The sequence below is a fragment of the Rhodohalobacter halophilus genome (assembly GCF_001715195.1).
Lineage (GTDB): Bacteria > Bacteroidota > Rhodothermia > Balneolales > Balneolaceae > Rhodohalobacter > Rhodohalobacter halophilus.
Window position 1 is genome coordinate 75,575 of the sequence record NZ_MDWE01000005.1, and the last position, 24,764, is coordinate 100,338.

At 45.7% G+C, this 24,764-nt stretch carries 16 protein-coding genes and 1 tRNA gene; 12 read left to right on the forward strand and 5 right to left on the reverse strand.

The genetic code is table 11. From position 1 onward, the window contains the following. Positions 1-49: 49 nt before the first annotated feature. Positions 50-1,012: a calcium/sodium antiporter gene (locus tag BG260_RS02140; protein ID WP_069130295.1), complete on the forward strand. Its 963-nt coding sequence runs from the start codon at positions 50-52 to the stop codon at positions 1,010-1,012. A gap of 136 nt (positions 1,013-1,148) precedes the next feature. On the opposite strand, the gene BG260_RS02145 is transcribed toward BG260_RS02140, so the two are convergent. Beyond that, positions 1,149-2,165 (reverse strand): IS5 family transposase, encoded by a 1,017-nt coding sequence (locus BG260_RS02145; protein WP_083750050.1) that lies wholly within the window; start codon positions 2,163-2,165, stop codon positions 1,149-1,151. Between the two features lie 321 nt (positions 2,166-2,486). Between BG260_RS02145 and BG260_RS02150 the strand changes: the two genes are divergently transcribed. Continuing rightward, positions 2,487-2,696 (forward strand): dodecin family protein, encoded by a 210-nt coding sequence (locus BG260_RS02150; protein WP_069130297.1) that lies wholly within the window; start codon positions 2,487-2,489, stop codon positions 2,694-2,696. 220 nt (positions 2,697-2,916) lie between these two features. On the opposite strand, the gene BG260_RS02155 is transcribed toward BG260_RS02150, so the two are convergent. Next, positions 2,917-3,000: transfer RNA gene (locus BG260_RS02155), tRNA-Leu, on the reverse strand. Positions 3,001-3,174: 174 nt separating this feature from the next. On the opposite strand from BG260_RS02155, the gene BG260_RS02160 reads away from it, so the two are divergent. From BG260_RS02160 to BG260_RS02200, 9 genes are all read left to right on the forward strand, one after another. Continuing rightward, positions 3,175-4,008 carry a PIG-L deacetylase family protein gene (locus BG260_RS02160; protein ID WP_069130298.1) on the forward strand — a complete coding sequence of 278 codons (834 nt, stop codon included), beginning with the start codon at positions 3,175-3,177 and terminating at the stop codon, positions 4,006-4,008. A gap of 183 nt (positions 4,009-4,191) precedes the next feature. Continuing rightward, on the forward strand, positions 4,192-6,096 hold the full coding sequence (nagB, locus tag BG260_RS02165; RefSeq protein ID WP_069130299.1) for a glucosamine-6-phosphate deaminase: 1,905 nt from the start codon (positions 4,192-4,194) through the stop codon (positions 6,094-6,096). A gap of 219 nt (positions 6,097-6,315) precedes the next feature. Then, the gene (locus BG260_RS02170; RefSeq protein ID WP_069130300.1) at positions 6,316-6,861 is read left to right on the forward strand and encodes an RNA polymerase sigma-70 factor; all 546 of its coding nucleotides are present in this window, start codon (positions 6,316-6,318) and stop codon (positions 6,859-6,861) included. An 80-nt stretch (positions 6,862-6,941) separates the two neighbouring features. Next, positions 6,942-7,997, forward strand: coding sequence for a FecR family protein (locus tag BG260_RS02175; RefSeq protein ID WP_069130301.1), 1,056 nt, complete (start codon positions 6,942-6,944; stop codon positions 7,995-7,997). A gap of 54 nt (positions 7,998-8,051) precedes the next feature. Beyond that, a complete protein-coding gene (locus tag BG260_RS02180) occupies positions 8,052-11,627 on the forward strand; it encodes a SusC/RagA family TonB-linked outer membrane protein (RefSeq protein ID WP_245683877.1) in 3,576 nt (1,191 codons plus the stop codon). Positions 11,628-11,653: 26 nt separating this feature from the next. Beyond that, positions 11,654-13,057, forward strand: coding sequence for a RagB/SusD family nutrient uptake outer membrane protein (locus tag BG260_RS02185; RefSeq protein WP_069130364.1), 1,404 nt, complete (start codon positions 11,654-11,656; stop codon positions 13,055-13,057). Between the two features lie 81 nt (positions 13,058-13,138). Next, positions 13,139-14,038, forward strand: a complete 900-nt coding sequence (locus BG260_RS02190; RefSeq protein WP_069130303.1) for a PIG-L deacetylase family protein — start codon at positions 13,139-13,141, stop codon at positions 14,036-14,038. A gap of 84 nt (positions 14,039-14,122) precedes the next feature. Further along, a complete protein-coding gene (locus tag BG260_RS02195) occupies positions 14,123-14,998 on the forward strand; it encodes an ROK family protein (protein WP_069130304.1) in 876 nt (291 codons plus the stop codon). Continuing rightward, a complete protein-coding gene (locus BG260_RS02200; RefSeq protein ID WP_245683878.1) occupies positions 14,998-17,667 on the forward strand; it encodes an exo-rhamnogalacturonan lyase family protein in 2,670 nt (889 codons plus the stop codon). Before BG260_RS02195 ends, BG260_RS02200 begins: the two co-directional genes overlap by 1 nt. Before the next feature lie 64 nt (positions 17,668-17,731). Here the strand turns inward: BG260_RS02200 and BG260_RS02205 are convergent, their stop codons facing one another. From BG260_RS02205 to BG260_RS02215, 3 genes are all read right to left on the reverse strand, one after another. Then, positions 17,732-19,930 (reverse strand): carbohydrate binding family 9 domain-containing protein, encoded by a 2,199-nt coding sequence (locus BG260_RS02205; protein ID WP_069130305.1) that lies wholly within the window; start codon positions 19,928-19,930, stop codon positions 17,732-17,734. Between the two features lie 5 nt (positions 19,931-19,935). After that, positions 19,936-21,414 (reverse strand): SLC13 family permease, encoded by a 1,479-nt coding sequence (locus BG260_RS02210; RefSeq protein ID WP_069130306.1) that lies wholly within the window; start codon positions 21,412-21,414, stop codon positions 19,936-19,938. Between the two features lie 79 nt (positions 21,415-21,493). After that, the gene (locus BG260_RS02215) at positions 21,494-22,714 is read right to left on the reverse strand and encodes a putative sugar nucleotidyl transferase (protein ID WP_069130307.1); all 1,221 of its coding nucleotides are present in this window, start codon (positions 22,712-22,714) and stop codon (positions 21,494-21,496) included. 190 nt (positions 22,715-22,904) lie between these two features. Here BG260_RS02215 and glmS point away from each other — a divergent pair, with 190 nt between their 5' ends. Beyond that, positions 22,905-24,746: a glutamine--fructose-6-phosphate transaminase (isomerizing) gene (gene glmS, locus BG260_RS02220; protein WP_069130308.1), complete on the forward strand. Its 1,842-nt coding sequence runs from the start codon at positions 22,905-22,907 to the stop codon at positions 24,744-24,746. Positions 24,747-24,764: the final 18 nt, after the last annotated feature.

A 24,764-nucleotide genomic window follows, 5' to 3' on the forward strand; every position in this document is an offset into this window, starting at 1 on the left:
TTTTAAATCTTAATCGATTGAATCCTCCGAAGTGACAGCAATTCTATTTTTGACGGGTCTACTTCTACTTATTGCCGGTGCCGAAGTATTGGTTCGGGGTGCATCGCGTTTGGCGGCGATTGCGGGACTTTCTCCGCTGGTGATCGGGTTAACCATAGTGGCATTCGGTACAAGCTCACCGGAGTTCTCTGTAAGCCTTAAATCGGTCTTCAGTAACCAGGCCGAAGTTGCAGCAGGCAATGTTATTGGAAGTAATATTTTCAATATTCTATTTATTTTGGGTCTATCTTCACTCATTACACCGCTCAATGTGAAAGAAAAACTGGTCCGATTCGATGTGCCGGTAATGATTGTGCTTTCAGTTGTTGTGTGGATATTCTCGGTTAATCTTATCATCGGCCAAATGGAAGGACTGCTGATGTTCTCCACGCTTTTAATTTACATTACTCTTCTGATCTATTTTGGCAGATCTACGAAAGAGGATAGAAGTGAAGGTGCTTCGATAAATACCGATTCGGATTTCTCAATACTGCAGGTTGGGAAACACCTGGTTTTTGTAGCAATTGGTCTTGTAATGTTAATTTATGGTTCAGGTTGGTTTGTGGATGGAGCCATTGAAGCGGCACGCTTTTTTGGAGTCAGTGAACTTGTTATCGGTTTAACGATTGTTGCGGCTGGAACTTCATTGCCGGAAGTTTTTACATCTGTCATAGCAGCCTTTCGGGGGGAGAGAGACATTGCCGTTGGAAATGTCGTAGGTAGCAACATTTTTAATCTGCTTGGTGTTCTCGGTTTTACTGCATTCATGAGTCCCGGTGGCTTGGGTATGAGTTCTTCACTTTTATCCTTCGATCTGCCTGTTATGGTTTTTGTTTCGCTTCTCTGTCTGCCAATCTTTTTAACCGGAAAAATCATCAATAGAAGAGAGGGTGCCTTTCTTTTATTTTTATATGTGGCATATATGACCACTTTATGGGGGCTACTAAAAACTACCCGTTTTCATTTGTGTTAACAGTTTGAAGATTTTTTCTGAACATATCGAGAAATTTGAACCATATCGTGCTCATAAAGAGCTTCCCAAGCCCCATGTAAGGGGCGATTTTGTCCGAATTGTAGCATTTTCACCACACCCGGACATACCTCACCCATTAAGGGTCCCTGGCAAGCAACAGGCTGGCCTGTTTCAAATTCCAGCACATACAGCTAAAGTCAAAGATCAGTGCGTTCTTGATCTGGCAGCGGGCACTGGCCTTCAGGGCTTTCGACTGGGTCTTCATCCAGGCAAACGGATGTTCCACAGCCGCTCGAATCCGTCCAAGTTTGCGGTTTCGTTTTATCTGACTCTGACTCAGCGGATAGCCCCGATACGCTTTATCCTGAATTCCATAAAACCATCCAAACTCCCGTGCCATCTTCTTAATGCGATCATCGGCGTAGCCTTTATCGCCAAACAGCGCTTTCGCTTTCAAATCCGCCAGCTCCTCAGTATACCGGCTGTCATGGTGATTGGCCGGGCTGAAGATCCGTTTGTTGATCAGCTTGCTTTCCGCATCCAGTCCAATATGTCCTTTGTATCCAAAGTAGGTTCGATTTCCTTTTTTGGTCGAGCGGGCATCACTGTCGTACTGCGGATTCTGTTGAACCGACTGCAATTGCTGTTTGGTCTTTTTTATCGTTCGATTGGTCGATTCCACCATCGTGGCATCGACGATGCTGCCCTTGCGGACAAACAGGCCTTTATCATCGAGCTGGCGGTTCACTTCTTCGAACAACCGATCCGTCAGACCGGCTTTGGCCAGCTCATCCTTGAACTTCCAAAAGCTGGTGAAGTCCGGAGCTTTGTTGCCAAGGCAGAGCCCAACGAAGTGCTGAAAACTCAGACGATCGTTGAGCTGCTCTTCAAGCTGTGGATCACTCAATCCATAAAAATGTTGCAAAAACAGCGATTTGACCATCAACATGGGGTTATGCCGCGGTCTGCCGCCCTTTTTGGTTCCAGTTTGATCCAATCCGGCAATAATTTTCATCAGAGGTACCCAGTCAATCACCGATTCCATCTTGGCCAGAAAGGCGGCTGTTTTTGTATTCTGCTTTTCGGGGTGGAAGAGCTGGTCGGCCAAGGTGCGTTGATTGTCTTTTTGGATCATGATATGGTGGTATCTCATTGGTATTTATATGCTTATAAGATACAAAAATACGAAATTAGATAACTATTAAAACGTCATTAAACAGGGTTTTTCAAAGGCCCCAATGTATTCATCGGCATAAGGATGGATCAATACTCATGGAAAGGCGGAACACCGTGTAGGAAAAACTTGACGGTAAAAATTGCTGCTGAAGTTCTGCCTCTAATGGAGAATACCTGACAAAAAACTGAGAGAATATCCTACACAAACCTTACAGTTCAGGGACACCTTAATCTTTTGAGTTTTGTGATTTTGATAGTAGAGCAGGTTTGAAAACAAGAGAAAAAAACAGGAGGAAATGTGTCTTTAGCAAAAGTAATAGAGGTGATAGCCGAAGGGAAGTCAATGGAAGAGGCCATATCCAATACAGTAAAACAGGCGTCGAAAACGGTTCACAACATTCGCAGCGTCTACTGCGAAAACATGCAGGGAATCGTAGAAAATAATAAGGTTGTCAAATTCAGGGTGAATGCAAAAATTACCTTTGTTCTTGAAGACCAGAAAGCGTAGAAGAGGTTTTGGATGACCGGACGGAGTAGGTACAGACTCTAAGGATGCAAAAAAGCAGAAAACTGGGTACCGAAATACCGACCGGATCATCCACATTAAATTGATTGAGGTGTTTGATCATGTGTATCAGAGGTATTGAAGTTGTTTGTACTACAGCTTTTGCCATAAACAAATAAAGCCTTGCAAGTCATGGACCTGCAAGGCTTTAAAATTTTTACTGTACCCGAGAGAGGACTTGAACCTCCACGCCCGTAAGGGCATACGCACCTGAAGCGCACGCGTCTACCAATTCCGCCACTCGGGCAACTGAATAGATTCCAAATATAGCAACTATCCCACACAGATTGCAACCCTTGCGTGTAGAAAAATTATTTTTTTGGGGGATGTCGGTTTTATTCCTGTCACCATTTCAAGAGCTGTTTCAGTAATGCCTCAAACTGTTTGTTCTACACTTTGTTAAACCTCAAATCATACCGACATGAAAAATGTACTAACAATTCTCGCCTTTCTGTTTCTTGTTCCATCGCTGGTTTTTGGACAGCCCGAAATACCCGTTGAGGAGTGGACCGGAAAAACAATCTTGCTGATCGGGGCACATCCCGATGACGACGCCGGGCGACACGGAACCCTGGCTATGCTTCAGGACAACGGAAATGATGTTCACATTTTACTGATGACGTCCGGTAATGTAGGAACGTTCGACCCTAATATGACCCGCACCCGCCTTGCCAAGATTCGCCGGCAGGAACAACTCGCAGCTATGGCCGATCTGGGAATTCCGGAGTCAAACTACATCAATCTCGGATATACCGACGGTATGCTGGAGTTTGCCGATAAAGAAGAGGTTGTTCGCAGGCTGGTTTATCATATTCGTGACCTAAAACCGGATGTATTGATTGCTTTTGAACCCGGCTGGGGATATCAGAAGTGGCACAAAACAGATCACCGTGCAGCCGCATACCTGGCTGTGGATGCCGCGCGAGCTGCAGAGTGGTTTCTGCTTTTCCCCGAGCAAATTGAGCAGGATGGTCTGGAAGCTCACGGTATCCGGGAGTATATGTTCTGGGGCTCTGAAGGAAATAATACCACTGTGGACATTTCAGATTATGTAGAAAATAAAATCAACTCACGGTCCAGGCATATCAGCCAGTTTACCTCTATGAGGGATAATTACATTAGTTCAAACCTTGAGGATCTGCCGGGTGATGAGGCCGAACAGTTCTTGGAAAGACTGAGAAGAACTACGGGCCCGGAAGAGCACTTCAGGTATTACAGGGGTGCACCCGACGGAGCCGGCTCGAGAAGAGATTGATATCTTGTTTTCTATAGTTGGTTGAACGGAATCTCATCATCAGGAATTTTTTTTAATTCTGCAGCTAATTCCGGCTGCAGGATTATTTTATTTATGCCTGTTCTTTTTAGATATTGAATTCAGAATGAAGACTCTACCTCTGCGAACCACATTACATCGAAATCCATTAATCAAACATTTAGCATGAGCGACAACTTTGATCACATCGGGCAAAAGATATTTGAGAAAATTGAAACCTCGATTCTCGAGAATGCAAGTGAAGCGTCGAAGCTGGTGGCATCAGAAATTGCCGGTTTGATCCGAGCCCGAAATCAAATAGGTCAAAACACAGTACTTGGCTTGGCAACGGGATCGACTCCGATACAGGTTTACGGTGAACTTGTACGGATGCATAAGGAAGAAGGCCTGAGCTTTAAAAGGGTGATTACGTTCAACCTGGATGAGTACTATCCCATTCGTCCGGAAGAGCTGCAAAGTTACGTTCGGTTTATGAATGAGTATCTGTTCAATCACATCGATATTAAGAGGGAAAATGTTCATATTCCGGACGGTACGCTTGACCGGCAAGAGGTGTATAAATATTGCCAGGATTATGAGCGGAAAATTGATGAAGCGGGCGGACTGGATGTTCAAGTTCTGGGAATTGGCCGGACTGGTCATATTGGATTTAATGAACCCGGCTCGCTTGAAAAAACCCGAACCCGTCTGGTTACTCTCGATGAGTTGACCCGCTCGGATGCTGCAGCTTCATTTTTTGGCGAGGAGCATGTACCGCGCCGTGCAATTACAATGGGGGTTGGAACCATACTGAAAGCAAAAAAAATCTACCTGATGGCTTGGGGGGAGGCGAAAGCCCCGATTATTCGCCGTTCGGTAGAAGGGGATATTTCAGCACAGGTGCCGGCCACCTTTTTGCAGAAACATGAGAATACAAAAGTTATACTGGATGAAGCCGCTGCATCAGAACTTACGCGCAGAAAAACCCCGTGGCTGGTAGGTCCATGCTCTTGGGATGATGAACGAATTCGAAAAGCGGTGACCTGGCTGAGTCTTGAAGTGGGGAAACCCATTTTGAAGTTGACGGATGAGCATTACAATCAGCACGGCATGAGTGATGTGGTAACAGACCACGGGCCGGCCTATAATGTAAATATCAGGGTTTTTAACCAGGTTCAACACACCATTACCGGCTGGCCGGGCGGTAAACCAAATGCAGACGATTCGAACCGGCCGGAACGGGAAAAACCATTTCCGAAAAGAGTTCTGATCTTCTCTCCGCACCCAGATGACGACGTGATTTCTATGGGGGGGACCTTAATGCGGCTTGCAGAGCATGGCCACGAGGTGCATGTGGCATATCAAACAACCGGAAATATCTCGGTTTATGATAATGAAGCGCTGCGTTATGCAGATTTTTTATCGCAGTATAGCTCCGGTAAGAACGAAAAAAACCTATTCAAAAATCTGTTGAAATCTGTAGAGGAAAAGAAACCGGGTGATACGGACTCTGAAATGATGCTCGAGATCAAAACTAAAATCCGTCAGGCAGAAGCGCGGGCAGCTTGTCGGTACTCCGGTATTCCTGAAGAGAATATCCATTTCTTGAAGATGCCGTTTTATGAAACGGGGCGTGCCAAGAAGAATCCGCTGAGCAGTGAAGATATCACGTTGATCAAGGATCTGATGAAGAGTGTGAAACCTCATCAGGTCTATGCTGCCGGAGATCTTTCTGATCCGCACGGTACCCACAGAATTTGCTGGGACTCGATCCGTACGGCACTTGATGAATTGAAAGGTGAGGAGTGGATGAAGGAGTGCTACGTTTGGCTCTACAAAGGAGTGTGGCAGGGATGGGACATCAGCGAGATTGATATGGCCGTTCCGCTGAGTCCGGATGAACGAATGAAAAAGCGAAAGGCCATTTTTAAACACGCTTCACAAAAAGATCAGCCTAAATATCCCGGCTCTGAAAGCCGTGAATTTTGGATGATTGCTGATGAACGAACCATGAAAACTGCCAAACTGTACGATCAACTCGGGTTAGCAGAATATGACTCCATTGAGGGATTTACGAGATATAAACTCTGATCATCAAGGATGAATTCATTTTTTCCCGGGGGATGAAAATTTGTTGTTGTTCCTGGCGAAGAAAAATTCTATCTATCGGAAAATCTCTTCAAATATTTTTCATCGTTCTCGGTATAGTTTAATTGCTCAATGTTCAATTCAGAAGGTAGTTCCCTCAATATTTGCCGATTGTGAATTCAGGTATGCGACTGACAGATAACAGCTTGGCGGTGTTCCAATATGAATAATGGCGACAATAGCTATCATAAGATTGTTGAAAAAATCCGATCGGGAGATCAGTACGCTTTTGAGAAAATGTTTCATGCATACTACTCCAAGCTATGTGTATTTTCAAACAGCTATGTAAAATCCCTGGACCTTGCCCGCGACGTGGTTCAGGAAGTGTTTATCAAAATCTGGGATAACCATCAAGAGTTTGAAATCAGGCAGTCGCTTAAAGCTTATCTCTATCAGGCTGTCCGGAATCAGTCATTAAATCAGATCGAGAAGAATAAACAGAAGAGAAGGCTGAGCGAAAGCCTGAAAAAGCATGAAGAGATCACGGAAGAGGTTGAGTCGCCGGATCTGAATACCGAAGAGCTCACCCAAAAAATATGGAAGCTGGTTGAAGAGCTGCCCGAACGCCGCAGGTCAATATTTATACTTTATCGAAAACATGGTCTTTCCTATAAAGAGATTGCCGAAGTGATGGATATCAAGAGGAAAACGGTGGAGAACCAGATGGGCAAATCTCTTCAGTTTTTACGTGAACAACTCGATCTGTAGAGGGTTGTTGAAAAAAATTATTTCTAAGTGGGGGGTTAGGGAATCCTCTCTGTCTAATCAGTAACAAACAAGAAGTATCTATGTCAGAAAATGAAGAAATATGGTCAGTAATCGTTCGGTACCTCGATGGTACACTGGACGAGAATGACTCAAAATTATTGGAAAATTGGCTTGAAGAGGGCAATGAAAATCGCAGGATTTTGCACTCTGTCAGTCAGATCTGGAAAGCCTCTGAAGATCGTTCACAGGATTCGCTTATTCAGGAGTTAAACCTGGAAGAGGATTGGGGGCGGATTGCCGATCACATAAACCGGTCTGATGAGAAAGCAAAAAAAGCCCGCGTTTTAAAGTTTAAACGTCTCAGAAAACGTCAGCAGTTTTTATCTAACCTAATGAAAGTGGCTGCATTGGTATTGGTGGCACTGGCATCCGGTTTTTTAACACTTCAGTATGCTCCGGTTCAGCAGGAAAAAGTATATGAGCCTGTATTTAATGAGATTAAAACAAGCGCGGCCGAGCGGGCAAGAGTTGAGCTTGGCGATGGTTCGAAGGTGACCTTAAACGCGGCGAGCAAACTCATCATGCCGGAAACATTTAGTCAGCATTCGAGGGAGGTAGAACTGCAGGGGCAGGCTTACTTTGACATAGAGTCTGACAAAAACCGCCCATTTAGAATTAAAACACAATCCGGTTTGATTGAAGTTGTAGGTACGGCTTTTGATGTTCGTTCCTATGCAGAAGAAGATGTGATTGAGGTTGTGGTGAGAGAAGGTACGGTTGAGGTGAGTCATGAATCGGCATCATCGCAGAAACTGATTGTAAATGAAGGTTACAAAGGATCTATTGCAGTATCCGAAAGTCGATTGAATTTGGTATGGGCAGAAGACCTGGATAGCTACTTCGCCTGGATGGAAGGGCGGCTGGTGTTTAAGGAGGATCCGCTGCATAAAGTATTCCGGCATATCGAGCGAATCTACGACATTGAAATTGTTTTTAGCGGATCGGATGCATCCGTATTGGAGAAAGAGTTTTCCGCAGACCTGAAAACCAGATCTGTACGAGAAGTGATGGACGTATTGAAGATGGCCATGGATATAGAATTCGAGATGGAAGAAGATCGAGTGGTTATCTATTAAACAAATGTCTGACAGGGCATTATAACAACTAATACAAACCAAAAACCCACGCGTATGAAGACCGTTACGTTGTCAAAAGGATTGCCTTTACTGGCATTAATGGTGTTACTTACATCATTGGTACCGATTAAGGCATCCACCCAAGTACAGTCTCCGGAATCGGAGTTACCGCAACTGGTTTACTATTCCATACAGGATTACAGTGACCAATTGAGGGAGTTGAAATCGCCAATTGCTGTTGATTTTAAAAATGTCCCGATAGTGGAAGCGCTTTTTCAGGTGGCCGAAAAGGCAAACCTTGAAATTGCTTTCGATTCAGGAGTTTTCAGTGATGACAAGCTCGTAACACTGCAGCACAGTGAGATTACAGTTGGCGAAACACTTGAACAAATATTGAAAGACACCGGCTACGAAGCGGTCATAACATCCCGCCGCCAGATAGTTCTTCGGGAACGAGTAGTTGAGGAAGTTGAAGAAGAGGAGTTGATGGTGGATGTCCAAGGACAAGTAGTTGATGCTGATACCGGTGAACCGCTGATGGGTGTAACCGTATTTGTGGTGGGAACCCAGACAGGTACCACAACGAACGCCGATGGACGATTTACGTTAACTGTACCGGATGGAGGGGAAGTACTCGCATTTTCGTATGTAGGATATGTTCGGCAAGAAGTTACAATCGGCGATGAGACTGAATTTTTTATTGAGTTACGTTCTGATGTAGCCATGCTCGAAGATGTGGTCGTAGTTGGTTACGGTGTTCAAAGAAGAACGGAAGTTACCGGTGCGGTTACATCTATTCGGGCGGAATCCATCCAGAATAACCCGGGTTCCAGCTTCGAAAATGCACTTCAGGGCCGACTAGCCGGTGTAAATGTAGCTGAATCGACCGGTGAGCCGGGCGCCGCACCCCAGATTACTATTCGGGGTACAGGTTCGATATCGGCCGGGAATGAACCGCTCTATGTGATTGACGGTGTACCGGTATCTCAGAATTTCAACCTGCAGCAAAATGTGGGTTCGCAAAATCCAAACTTTGCTGCTACTCGTGTCAACCCGTTGGCAACAATCAACCCGAACGATATTGAGTCGATTGAAGTGTTGAAAGACGCTTCGGCTGCAGCTATTTACGGATCGCGCGGCTCAAATGGTGTTATTCTGGTAACTACAAAACGCGGGCGTGCAGATAGTCCTCCGCAGATTAATTTGAGGTCTTATGTAGGTGTTCAATCCGCATTTAATGTGCCCGAGCTGATGAATGCAGAGGAGATTATTGAGTATACCAAGGATTCCAGAAATAATACCTATCTGCGCCAACAGGATCCGACCAATCCGGCAAGTCCTTTTTATAACCCTCAGTACAATCCGGATACCAATGCCGGGCGGGAAGCATCGGGTGCTACCGGTAACCACCTGATTCCGGATGCGTACGTAAACTGGGACGGAACCGACACAGATTGGCTCGACCTTGTACTTGAACCATCGGTTCTGCAAAATTATGATATGTCTGTTTCAGGCGGTGGATCTAACTTCACCTACTTTGTTGGAGGCGGGTTTATGGATCAGACCGGTATTATCAAGGATTCAGGTTTCAACCGTTACTCCGTGAATGCCAATCTGACAACGGACATTTCTGAGAAATTTCAAATTGGTCTTGGGTTAAATGCAGCCTTCACAGAACACGACAGAAAGGCGGCAGGTGCACCATACTTTGGGAATCCGCCGGGTATCATCTACTCAGCCATGACACAATCTCCGGTTGTAGATCCTTACAACGAAGATGGAACGTATCGTCAGTTGGAGGGAAGTCATAACCAGCTTGGCGGGGCAACAACCACGACAAACCACCCACTGGCTGTTCGTGACTATATTGATGAGAAGATCAAAAACAACAGAATTTTCGGTAACCTGTTCGGGACGTACAATCTGATGGACAACCTTCAGTTTAAGTCTCTGATCGGGTATGATCTGGATAACTACCAGCGTTCATTCTACCAGGGTACTCAACTCTATTACCGAGGCGGAGATCCGCGGCCATACGGTGAATCGTCGTCGGCACAGGGCTTTAACTGGCTTTGGGAAAACACACTGACCTATCAGACTAACTTTGGTCAGGATCACAGGCTTGACGCTGTTTTGGGTTTCACCGCTCAAAAGCAGGAAGATGAGAGAAATCTTGTCATCGCTCAAAACTATCCGGATGATCAGGTAAAAACCGTAAATGGCGGTCAGATTACCGGTGGTGAGCAGATGATTGAAGAGTGGTCGCTGGTATCGTACCTGGCACGTGCCAACTATGTATACAAAAACCGATATCTGCTTACAGCCACCATCCGTTCCGACCGTTCGTCACGTTTTGGAGTGAACAATCAGACAGGTGTATTCCCTTCTGTATCGCTGGGATGGCAGATGACGAATGAATCATTCATGCAGGATCAGGATCTGTTTAACGAGCTCAAACCACGTATCAGTTACGGTGTGACCGGTAACTTCCTTATTCCAAACTACGGATCAATCGGCCTGCTTGCAGGTTCAAACTATGTGTTTGATGATCAGGTAGTATCCGGAGCGCAACCGGCAACACTGGGGAACTCCGAACTAACCTGGGAGACAACCCGACAATTAAATGCCGGAATTGACTTTGCACTGATGGAAGATCGAATTTACGGTTCACTCGACTATTACGTGAGTAGAACAGAAGATCTGTTGCTTGAGGTGAATATCCCTGCAATTACAGGATTTACCCGTGCATTAACCAATATCGGTGAAGTGGAGAATAAAGGATTCGAGATTCAGTTGACATCCAGAAATACCGTTGGAGCGTTCCAGTGGTCAACGGACTTCAACTTTGGGTCGAACCGTAATGAAGTGATTGCGCTTGGTCCTGAAGGAGATCCAATTCTGGTGCCGGGTGCTGCAGGAGTTCGCCACATTACCCGGATCGGAGACCCGATCGGAAGTTATTACGGTCATGTTGTGGAGGGAATCTTCCAGACGCAGGATGAGATTGATAATGCTCCCACAGACATGCTGGCATCAGATCCTACACCGGGTGATTTCAGATTTAAAGATATCAATGGTGATGGTGTGATTGACGATCAGGACAGAACGGTAATCGGAAGTTATCATCCTGATTTTACCTGGGGTATTACCAACCGGTTCAACTGGAAAAATGTTGATTTCAGTTTCTTCTTCCAGGGAGTTCAGGGGCGTGAAGTGTTGAACCTGACCAGCCGCCACCTTCGAAACGGTGAGGCAAACTTTGGGTCGTACGCTATTCTGAACGAACGATGGAGGTCACCGGAAAATCCCGGAAACGGAATTGATCCGAAAGCAGACCGTGTATCAGGCGGTAATAACAACCGCCCGTCATCCTATCAGGTTGAAGATGGATCCTATATCAAGCTGAAGAATATCACGCTTGGCTATACAGTACCTGTACGTCTGATCGACGGTTTTGCACGCAATGTGCGTGTGTACGGAACTGTAACCAATGTGGCAATCTGGACAGATTACATCGGGTTTAACCCCGAAGTGAATCTCTCCCAAAGCAGTGGATTGACCCCGGGTGAGGATTACGGAGCTTATCCGTTGTCGAGAGCCTTCCAGTTTGGTATCGACATCTCCTTTTAATGCAAAAAGAAACTATGGTGAATATTATGAATAGACTAAAAAAACTATTGCTGGTACTGCCGGCATTGATTCTGGTAGTTTCGTGCGGAGATGATTTTACCATTCTCGCTCCGCAATCGGAACGTAACGTAGAGAACTTCTATCAAACCGATACAGATTTCCGGGTAGCGATAAACGGCGCCTATGCCGGATTAGCCTCCAACAATCTGTACGGTAGAAATCTGATGCTTCTGCATGAGATGAGATCAGATAATACAACCAATGCCGGCGGTGCAACCGGGTTGGCCGAATCTCTTGAACGTATTACTCTGTTTGAGGAGCTGCCCGACGCAACCGAGCTCGAAAATACGTGGGCAGGCGGCTACAAGGTGATTGCCAGTACCAACACGATCCTAAGCAGAATTGATAATGTAAACTTTGATAATCCTGCACTTGCCGATCGTATCAGAGGGGAAGCCCTATTTATCCGATCGCTGGTCTACTACAATCTGGCGGTTACATTTGGGAATATTCCAATTCAGCTGGAAGAGGTAACAACACCCAATATCGAGATCAACCAGGTAACGGCTGATGTGATTTACGATCAGATTATTACCGACCTTGGAACTGCGGAAGGATTACTTCCTGCATCCTATTCAGGCGGTGATGTTGGCCGTGCCACAAGCGGTGCCGCAGCTACACTCCTCGGCCTTGTTCACTTAACCAATGGCAATGCCGGTCAGGCAGAAACAGCACTTCGACGGGTAGTTAACTCTCAGGAGTACGACCTTGTATCGGAGTACGAAAATCTATGGGGACCGTCTAATGAGAATAATATTGAGTCTATTTTTGAGATTCAGTATAAATCGGGCGGACAGGGTACAGGAAGCGGGTTTACCGAGTACTACTCTCCGGATCTGAGTATTTCAGGCGGTGTGGGTGGCGGAAACGTACCTCAGGGAGTAACCGACGATCTGCTGGATGCATATGATGAAACCGGAGATGATCGGTTTAACACAATCGGCCTGGATGAAGATGGTGATGAGTACCTGAACAAGTACGATGCCATCCAGTCAATCGCATTTGATTCGGATGTAAACTTTGTCGTTTTCCGCTATGCCGATGTTCTGCTGATGCTTGCAGAGGCGATCGGGGAGAGCCCTGAAGCTTACGACCTGATTGATGAAGTTCGGGAACGTGCAGGTCTTACAACTCCATCCGCTACACTGCCGGGAACGTTTGAGGATATTCTTCTTCACGAACGCCGCCGGGAATTTGTAGGTGAGAATAAGCGGTGGCCGGATCTTCTGCGATTTGGTGTTGCACAGCAGGTGATGTCTAACTTCCTGTCTGATCAGGGAGTGACACCTTCTGATGTTCGACTCCTCTACCCAATTCCACAACGAGAGCTGGATGCAGCTCCCGGCGCATTGGAGCAAAATCCGCTGTAAATTATATGACCTCGGCCCGGAATGGTATTCGTATTGTTTCGGGCCAAATTAAAATCATTAAAGTATCTAATTAAGAATACCATGAAGAAATTCGTTCTAACTACTTTTGCGCTGCTATTTGTGATGGCATCGGCGTTAAAAGCGCAGATCAACACATCGGCTGATACGCCTCTGCGTGTGATAGCCATTTTTGCCCACCCGGATGACGCTGACTCAAAAATGGGTGCAACTGCCGCAATGATGGCAGAAATGGGCCATGAGGTGAAATTTCTCTCCCTCACAAACGGAGATGCCGGTCACCACGAAAAAGGCGGAGGAGCCCTTGCAAGAATTCGCCGGGCCGAAGCCGAAGAAGCCGGTAAACGACTTGGCTTAAAAGAGTATGAAGTTTTTGATAATCACGATGCAGAGCTGCTCCCCGATCTTCATATACGGATGGATGTGATACGTGCCATTCGCGATTGGAATGCTGATGTAGTACTGGGTTTACGCCCCAACGATTACCATCCCGATCACCGAAACGCAGGCAAGTTGGTAATCGACGCTTCCTATATGGTGATTGTTCCTAATGTGGCACCGGACACCCCGCCACTGCGAAACAACCCGGTGTTCTTTTATATGCAAGATCGCTTCAGTAAGCCGAATCCGTTTAGCCACGATGTTGTGGTAGGTATCGATTCTCACATAGAAACCAAACTTGCCGGACTGGATGCACATACATCGCAAATGTATGAGTGGCTGCCATGGACCAGCCACCGCCTGGATGAAGTTCCGGAAGATCCTGATGAGCGCCTGGAGTGGCTGCGTCAGCGATGGATCGGTCGTGAAATGTCAGATGAGCAGAGAGCCGGACTGGAAAAATGGTACGGTTCACAGCGGGCAGCTCAGTTTAAATATGCCGAATCATTTGAAATTGCAGAATACGGACGCTATCCGACTGAAGATGAGCTTCGAATGATATTCCCGATGTTAGGAAATTAAGTATAACTCTTCATAACGTACCTAAGCCGTGCCGGTTTGGTAGCCGGACGGCTTTTTTTTCATAAATTCATTTTTAGAGAACACATGTCAAATCACAAACTGAAGGAACCGGTAATAGGCATTGACCTGGGAGCAACAAACCTGCGTGTTGGTCTTGTTCGTGGCGATAGACTCGAACGTCTTGAAACGTGTAAACTTCCCGAAGATAAATCGGTAATGTCCATTCTGAACAAAATGGAAGAAATGATCCAAACCGTTGACGATGGTGCAGATCATATCGGAATTGGAGTTCCCAGTGTTGTGGATTCCGATGAGGGGATTGTCTATGATGTTCAGAATATTCCCGGATGGGAAAAAGTTCATCTGAAAGACCTGCTGGAAGAGAAAACCGGTAAAAGTGTTTTCTTAAACAACGATGCGAACTGTTTTGCCTTGGGTGAATGGATGTTTGGCAATGGCAGGGGGAAAAATAATATGATCGGGCTGATTATAGGTACCGGTTTTGCCGGCGGTATCATTATTGATGGAAAGCTGTACGAAGGCCGGAATTGCGGTGCCGGTGAATTTGGCATGATTCCCTACAAACAGTCCATTTTGGAACACTACTGCAGCGGGCAATTTTTTACACGGCTGGTTGGGGTGAAGGGAGAAGAGATCTACAATAAAGCCATTAATGGTGATGCTGCTTCCATAAAACTTTTTCAGCAGTTTGGAGGCTATGTTGCGGAGGCAATTAAGATGGTTCTCTACACCTATGATCCCGAATCGATCATTCTGGGAGGATCTGTCAGTCAAACGTTCCATCTGTTTGAACGGAGTTTTGAACAAGAGCTCAAAAGCTTCGGTTTCCCTCACTCTCTCACCAATGTCGAAATCACGGTTTCAAAGACTAAACACATTGCAGTTTTAGGGGCAGCGGCACTCTGCGCAAATCATATCAACGTTAAATACACCGAATAATGATGAAAAAACTTCTCTCTTTTCTATTACTGATTGCATGTATTCAGCTCTCATTACCAACGGTTTACGCTCAGTCAGGATCCGAAGTAACCGTTCAGGTTCAGCGGTCTGCCGAAGGTGCACCGGTTAAATTCGGCCTTCCGTTTCAGAAAGGGGAGTTGAAATCTCCGGATCATGTTCGGGTACTGAACAGCGGCGGGGATGAAATAGCCATACAAACAACTGAAGTAACGAGCTGGCAACCGGCCGATGACAGTGTGAAATGGCTGTGGGTTTTCTTTTTTGCTGATGGGTCGGAAGAGTATGTGGTACAGTATGGTGAAAACGTACGGCAGAGTGTATTTACAGACAGCCCGATTATGTTTAAAAATAATCAGCGGGTCAATGGGTTTGCGGAAATAGAGACGGGCCCCCTAAAAATTCGAGTGGATAAAGGGGGATCAGGATTTTTGGATCGGGTCTATTTTAACCCGGATCAGGATGGGTATGATGAGGAGCATATTGTCGCAAGCGGATTAGCTGAACGGGGATCTTTTCTGGATTTGATGGATGATGCAGGAATCGATACCTCACATGCGGTAATTCATCAGCACTTTATTGAGAAGGGCTCCGGTCCCATGCATGCAATTTTGCGAGTAGAGGGAGAGTATGAGTATAACCGAGAGGATCATGAAAATTCTCCGTTTGTAACATACATTCATACGTATGCCGGGAAGGCGTATGTGAAAGTTTTGCACACAATCACCTATACCGGAAAACCGGATCAAAGTGAACCGTTAAACGGCAGACAGCACGAGGATATCGGCACCCAGACCGAACTGTTGATTGACGAAGAGGAGCGATCAAAAGATGAGGGGCTGACCCGGCCGAAAGACAGAATTGCATCTGCCGGATTTGGATTGAAGTACCATTTAGATCGGCAACAGAATGCCCGGACGGCATTGGAAACCGGAAAGTGGTGGGAAGATGGTGAACCCGACTATTTTGAACAGCGGCTGACAGGTCGAAATGCCGTATCTGTCTTTCAGACGGGACCGCAAGCCGCTAGAGAAACTCCGATGACAGTATCTGATAAAGATCAGAGGGTAGAAGGATTTGTAGCGGAGATTCGAGGGGACCGTACGTTACGAGAAGGCGAGAAATCGGAAGGGTGGTTGTCTGTGTCCGACAGCAATAGAGGGATCACAATTGCCCTGAAGAATATGGTAGAGGAGTATCCGAACGAGTTGAGTGCAAATTCGGCAAACGGTACCCTACATGCTTATACATGGTCGCCCAATGAAGAACCCATGAGTTTTGCGAGGTTTAATACAAATCCGGACGGCGGAATGGTGGGGAATTTTGCCCAGGGTTTAACGAAAACCACAGAAGTAATTCTCAATTTTCATGAAGGTGGAAAAAGCGCAGAATCAGTTCGTGATGAAGTGATCTCTTTATTGAACCCTCCTGTAGCCCATGCCGGTGCGGAGTGGTACAGCCGATCCGGGGTTTACGGTAACTTTGCAGGAACCGGTACACAGTTCGATGAACTTGAAAGATCACTTCAGTACAAATATGAGTGGATGCTCTTTAACCAGAAATGGGAACCGTGGTACGGGATGTTCGACTATGGAGATATGCGGAATTACTATTTCAATAACACCTGGGTGCAGTGGGCAAATAACGAACCTGCAATGGATTTTCAGTATTGGATGCAGTTTATGAGAACCGGTGATGTGGATTTTTATGAGATGGCTAAAGCAATGAGCCGCCATACAATGGATGTGGATAATACCCATTGGCCGCGGGCCAACAGATATCGGGGCGATACAAACCGTTCTCTTGACTGGTTTGATTCTGAAATGCAGCCTGAGATTGATCCTTATGTTGGAATGGGACGCCGTCATGCAGGTCAGCAGTGGATTTCGATGCTGTCGGCACATGTGTGGGTTCCCGGATGGATCGCCTCTTACTATCTGGATGGATACCATCGTGGCCTGGATGTAGCCCGTTTAACCGGAGATTATTATGTGCGAAGAGAGTTCGGTGGTCATGGAGTGACGGGCAGAAGACTCTATCTCTCCATTTGGAATCTTGCGGAGCTTTACGATGCAACAAAGGATGAAATCTATCTTTCTGAGCTGGATGATCGCTTGGAACGTATGCTCAGTTTGCAGCGCCAGCAGGGCGGTCGTATTGTGATTGATCGTTATGGCTATTCTCAAAACTATATTTCACACGGATTGTCAAAGGTACTTCAGATGTTTGAAAGACCCGACCTGGAACGTGCGTTGGTAGATAATGCACGAAGTCTCTACAATAACCCGCCTTATGATCACGATATGGAGTCTTATCTATCAAGTATTCACCCATTGATTGTAGGGTATGATCTCACCGGAGAGGAAAAGTATATACGCGAAGCGTGCTACAGAAGCCGTTATTTGCCCGTTGACGAGATGCCAAATGCGGTACTCTCCTATGATAATCAAGGGGAACTTGCAGAGGCTTTGGAGTCTGTCAGTCGTTTGCCATCAGCCGGTGAAGGCCCTTCATTCCGAGGCCGACTTCCCATCTGGACCTACTCCAATGGGCTCCGGATCTTTGGTTGGACACACGCTTTTAATGTGCCATATACGATTGAGAGACTGCAGCATCTTCAGGACCTGAGCGGTTTACAGTGTGTGGATTAGACTCTCATAAAAAACCATAAGATAAATTCGTGGCTCCGATGATGGTAGCCACGAATTGTTCAAATCAATAAAAGGTGTAGGTATATTTTACCAGCATCGTACGGTTTTCAAATCGTGGAAGAGTGGGAGTAATTCGATTCAAATCCCGGTTAGACAGTTCACTGTAAACGATCCAGAAATCGTGGCCTTCACTAAAATTATATCGGAATCGTGCATTGGTTCCAAACTGTTTTGAACGATGGCTGTATTGAGATAGAACTTGCAGTGAGAGGTGAGTATTTAAAGCCATGATCGAACGAACTCTGAACAGATGAAGATATTCCGACTGATTTCTGTTAGGAAATTGAAGAAAGTTCAGTTCAGCATCAGCACTGATTTCAAAATGTTTGGACGGATTCCAGGCCGGAGAAAACGTTAAGGAATACTGATCGCCATCATAAAAAGTTCCGGCCCGGCCGGCAATGGACGTACGAACCTGTTTTGAACTGGGCATTTCGTATTCAGCTTCAAATCCCCAAAAGGTATAGCTTCCAGCATCAACAAATGAACTCTCACCGAAGTTGAGAGGAAACAGAAGATCTTCGTACCAAACAGTTGCGATAAAAGATAGTTCAGTGTCGTTCTTAAGCTCTATTTCCCACGGCTGTTCTATCTGAAAGGATTCTACCGATCGATCCTCATTTCTTAAAATCAATAAACTCTTGAGGGACGGGTTGATAATCCGAACCGGAGATTCCGGTGAACTGAAGTGTCCGTAGGCCAATTCGAGTTCAAATTGAGAATAGTTGTAACGCGGATTAAAACCAACTTCCGGGAGATAATGCTCGCCCGATCGAAGAGCCGAAAAATCGTAATAAAAACCACTCGATGTTCTTTTCAGCAGATTGAAGCGTAACAGTGACTGTTCTAAGGCATTGGAGGGAGTGCGGTCGTCAAATGTTGTGGCAGTTTTTACATCCAGAAAGTGATTCCCTTTGTAGTTAAGCAGCAGATCGAATCCGGCGCCAACGTTGTAACTGCCGTCACCGCCAATACGATTTGTAATCATACCGCCGGCATGTGAGTTTTGATTGATCACATTTCGTTTTGCGCGATATACTCCAAAATTTTCAGACGGCAGGGTATGTGAGTTCACTCTGTCAGTTTGTAAATTCAGAATCCCAATATCCCAGCCTCCCGTACGCCCTGCAAGGCGAGCACCGCCAAGTATACGAACCTGCTGCCCCTGTTCAAGACCAATTCTCCTGCTGTAAAAAAGAGCGTTGTTTCCACCCAGGTTAAAATCAAAAATATCCGACCGTTCCTGGAAAAACTGTCTTTTTTCCGGAAAGAAAAGTGGGGTTCGGGATAGATTAACCTGAGCTTCATCAGCTTCTACCTGGGCAAAATCTGTGTTGAGCGTGATATCCAGGTTCATATTTCCACTGATGGGATATTTAATATCCAAACCGGCTTCAGTTACATAATCTGTTTCAGTTTCAAATGCATTTCCATTTTCATTCAACAGGTTGATTTGATCAAACCCGCCAAGCAGATAGGGGGTGACATAAACCGGTTTCCGGTACTCGATTCCCGTAAATTTAACTTTTTGAGCCTGAGTAGGTTTGGTGAATCCACGAGACCATTCCGGAGCGATATCGGGAAATATATGCCGTTCAGCTCGGCGGGCATCCCACCGGTAGGTAATCAGCCCCATTATTACTTCTTCATTCACCTCCGTGAAACCAAGGCTTGAGAAGGGGATACGCATCTCTGCAAACCACCCTTCATCGGTTATTTGAGCAGCGGCATCCCAATAGGTGTTCCAGTCCCGATTGAATGAATTACTCCCTTCTGAATCGTTGGATATCTGCTGATCGACTCGAACACCGGTTGGAGTGACAAAGAACCATTTTGCATTCTCATTATCATTAAAGGAATCCAAAATGATCGCAAATGTCTCATCTCCGCTATAACGATCCCGGTAGAGAGTGTTGGCAACAATATGTTCCGGTTCAGAGTCATACAATTCACCGGCCACGTAAAGGTATTCATCATCATAAGCTACTTTGATGATGGTTTCATTCGACATATCCCCGCCATAAACCGGTTGATAAACAGTCATTGGAAATGGTTCTATCTGCTGCCAGGCGGGTTCATCGGGAATTCCATCAAGTGTGATGGGTGAGGAGATTCTTTGTATGGAAATAGGAGTCTGTTTCTGCTCCTCCTGAACCGGGCTTTGAAACAGCAGACCTATGGTTATGGCAAGTAGTGTGTTCATGAAATTCAGTTTGCCCAATTTGGAATTGTACCGATCTCAACCCCAAATACATACGCGAAGAGCGTATAACTGGCGATACTCAAAATTACCGAAACAATAATATTAAGCCAGATTCCGGCTTTAGCCATTTGAGGGATGGATACCTTGCCGCTTCCGTAAATGATAGCGTTGGGGGGTGTGGCAACCGGAAGCATAAATGCACAGCTTGCTGCAATGGCCGCCGGAATAACAAATAGAAATGGGTTTTGCCCGATTCCTATTGCTGATGATGCTAAAATTGGCAGAAAAGCCGCGGCTGTGGCCGTATTACTGGTGATTTCTGTGAGAAATACCACAATCATGATCATCACAAATAGCAGGAGAATAATGGGCAAGGCATCGAGACCGCTCACTCCTTGCCCGATCCAGGCAGCGAGTCCGGTTGAACTGATAGCTGATGCCAGGCTCAGGCCGCCCCCGAAGAGAATTAAAATTCCCCAGGGCATATCACGTAAATTGTTCCATTGCAAAAGGTTTCCACCAGAACTTTTTCCGCTCGGAATTATAAATAGGGCGACTCCAGCCGTAATTGCAATTCCTGCGTCGGAGAGCCCGGGAATTATCTCAGAGATTAACGGGCGGAATATCCAGAGCAGGGCTGTTGTTGTAAAGATAATTGCAACCCGAAATTCCGGTGTGGAGATGGATCCCAGTGCGTTTAATTGATTCGAAATGATTGTTTTACCGCCGGGTATCTCTTTCATCTTTATTGGAAAGATGAACTTGCTAAGCAAAATGTACATGATGGGCAGCATCAGCAGAACGAGCGGAACGCCAACCATCATCCAGCGGGCAAAACTGATTTCAATTCCATAACTCTCCAGCATAAACGCCGCAAGCAGGGCGTTGGGTGGAGTTCCGATTAGGGTGCCTATTCCGCCGATATTACAAGCGTATGCAATAGCCAGTAAAAGAACGATTTCGAAATTAGTGACGGTGGTTTTGCCGTCCGGCCCCTTGTTCTCTACAAACTGAAGTACTGAAACCGCAATAGGGAGCATCATCAGTGCGGTTGCCGTATTACTCACCCACATGCTTAAAAATGCAGAAGCGATAATAAAACCAATAATAATGGATGAGGGCTTGACCCCCACAAAACTGACAATGTTGAGGGCTATTCTCTTGTGAAGGTTCCAGGTTTGCATGGCGATGGCTATAATAAACCCGCCCATGAAAAGGAATATTAATGGATTGGCGTAAGGCGTGGTTGCCTCGGCAATGGGTGAAATTTCTAATATGGGAAACAGAACAATGGGCATCAGCGCGGTTGCAGCAATGGGGATCGCTTCTGTGATCCACCATGTGGCCATTAAAATTGCAACGGCTGCGGTCCGCCAGGCTGCTTGATCGAGCCCATCAGGTGCAGGCAGAAAGAATATTATTAGGAATAGTACGAACCCGAGGTATAAACCAAATCGAGATGAATCGATAGATCGTTTAAACATAGCTCCAATGATGTTAAAAAGTGCACTGATTTATAGACCGCTGCCAACTGCCGAACCCCTAAAAAAATACGGATGCAGATCAGAAACTGGTGGAATCGAATAGAGCCTGCATCATTTTTTTATAAGACGGAGTCAGTTTTACATTACGCCGATCCATCATTTTCTCCATTGCATCAATGGCTTTCTCGAAGTGATAGGGAACTATATTCTGTCCGCTAACCCAACTGAATGAAGGAATGAACTTTGGTGGGTATCCGTCGGAAAACAGATTGCAGCAGACCCCGCAAAGGGTTCCGGTATTTAACATAGAGTTTATGCCCGTTTTGCTGTGGTCACCCATAATTGTTCCGATAAACTGCTGCCCGGAGTCGATCTCTTTACCGGACGTCCATTCGGTCACTTTAACGGTTCCGTAGTTATTTTTCAGGTTCGATGTGTTGGTGTCAGCACCGAGATTTACCCATTGGCCAAACACTGAGTTTCCGGCATATCCGTCGTGGGCTTTATTGGAATAGGAGTGGAAAATTACGTTTGAAATCTCTCCGCCAACTTTGCAAACCGGTCCGATGGTGGTGTCTTCATAAATTTTTGCTCCCATTTTAACCACAGATTTTTCCCCAATTGAAGAGGGACCCCGCACCACGGAATTGGCCATGATTTGGGCATTTTTACCAATATAGATCGGGCCTTTCTCTGCAATGAGCATTGCACCGGGTTCAATCACGGCATCTTCATCAATGTAAATTTGTTCCGGTTTCACAAAAAGGGTGTTTGGATAGATTTTTTCATCCCCGTAGGCAATTTTCCCTGATCGGCGGATATCTTCCCGAATCTCGCTGCCATTTATCTGAAACAGTTCCCAGATGTTTTTCAAAATTACGCTCCCTTCTGACGAAATCTGCTGAGTAGTGATCGACTCTTCGTCAATTCCATTTTTACACCACTCTTTGTGCATCTCGGTTGAAACCAGTGCAGCCACTAATACCGAGCCGGAAGTCAGCCCTTGAGAAATTTCTAATTCATCAATTTGTTCTTTTAAATGTACATTCGGTAGGAATCGCGGGTTGATCCAGAGAACGGCATCGTGATCTTTATGAATAGAAGGGGGATCAAACACTCCTCTCAGGTGCTGCCTGGTTGGGCCACACAGCGGAACACTTTCAGGTATTCCAAGTACGAAAGCCCATTTTTCAGCCAGTGTATAAATACCCACTCTCAGGTCGTAAACGGGGCGGGTAAGAGTCAGAGGATGAAAATTCTCGAGGCAGTGATCTTCAAAAAAGGAGTATTGTAATTTCATTATATTATTATTTCCTTTTCAGGGGATTAATTTTAGTCAGATCAATTCGTTTGACGTTTTAAATAACGCAAAAAAATCTGACAATCGTTATGAAGATTGCACACCGTTTTTGAACAGGTGGGCGCAAAAGTATTAGAAAAAGAGTGAACCCGGTAAATAAAGATGCCGGAAAATTAAATAAAGGTATTTTATGTGCGGAATTGTAGGTTATGTAGGTGACAGAGACGCTTCTCAGGTACTCATCAAAGGTTTGAAAAGGTTGGAGTATCGCGGATATGATTCAGCCGGCGTTGCCATTATGAACGGTGAGCTGAATATTCAAAAAGGGAAAGGGAAAGTTGCCAACTTAGATAAAAAAGTTGAAGCAAATGGGTTGGCAGGAAACATTGGGATTGGCCACACACGCTGGGCAACTCATGGAGAACCAAATGATATCAATTCACATCCTCATCTGAGTGAATCGGGGAATATTGCGGTTGTACACAATGGGATTATTGAAAACTACACCTCTCTGAAAAAAAAGCTGACGGAAAAAGGGCGGACGTTTAAAAGTCAGACCGATACAGAGATTGTCGCTCAGCTACTGGAGGAGATTTACTCTTCATCAGATGAAATTACGTTTGAACAGGCAATTCAGTTAACTCTGAAGCAGATCGTTGGTACATATGGGCTGGCCATTGTAAATATGGAGACACCCGAAAAAATTTACATTGCCCGAAAAGGTTCACCCTTGCTGCTTGGAATCGGTGAGAATGAGATGTTTATCGCTTCAGATGCGTCACCTATTGTTGAGTACACCAACAAGGTTGTCTACCTGGATGACGGAGAAATGGCGGTTGTGACTCGAGATGGATATGAGGTAAAAACAATTGAAGATGTAGCTCTGACCAAAGAGGTACATGAACTTGCCATCAGCCTGGAGGAGATCGAAAAGGCCGGTTATCCGCACTTTATGCTAAAAGAGATTTTTGAACAGCCCCGTTCGCTGGCAGACTGTATGCGCGGGCGGATTGATCCGGAAAAGGGAACCGTGCAGCTTGGCGGAATTGCCGATGTGATGGATGATCTTGCAAACGCGAATCGAATTGTCATTGCAGCATGCGGAACCAGCTGGCACTCCGGGCTGGTGGGTGAGTATCTTTTCGAGTATCTGGCCAAAACACCGGTTGAGGTAGAGTACGCATCTGAATTTCGCTATCGTGATCCATTAATCGGAGAAGGCGATGTGATGTTGGTGATCTCTCAAAGTGGTGAAACGGCAGATACTCTCGCGGCCCTTCGTGAAGCGAAGGAGCGAGGTGCGATGGTTCTGGGTATCTGCAATGTTGTGGGATCTACGATCTCCCGCGAAACCGATGCGGGGGTATTTACCCATGCCGGACCGGAAATTGGGGTAGCTTCCACAAAAGCATTTACTGCACAGGTTGTGGTATTAACGATGATGGCGCTGGCTCTCGGTATTAAAAAAGGGCACATAAGTAATGAAAAGGCGAAAAAATATATCAAGGAGCTGAATACGATTCCGGAAAAAGTAGATCAGATTTTAAAGGAGTGCGATGATGTAACCAAAGAGATGGCGAAGATGTTTACTTATGCACCGAATTTCCTTTACCTGGGCCGAAGCTACAATTTCCCTGTTGCGCTTGAGGGTGCTTTGAAGCTGAAGGAGATCTCTTATATCCACGCAGAAGGGTATCCTGCTGCAGAAATGAAACATGGGCCAATCGCTCTGATCGATGAAATGATGCCGGTGGTTGTAATTGCCGCAACAGATCACACAAATGACAAGATGATATCCAACATAGAAGAGGTGAAAGCACGAAAGGGACGTATCATCTCCATCATGAATAAGGGGAACAGCGATGTAAAAGATCTATCTGAGTATTCGATCTCTATACCATCTACCTATGATGTGTTTTCACCTCTGCTAACCGTTATTCCGCTGCAGCTGCTCTCGTACTACATAGCTGTAAATCGTGGGTGTAATGTAGACCAGCCGCGGAACCTAGCTAAGAGTGTTACTGTTGAGTAGAGTACTCTCAGCTATTTT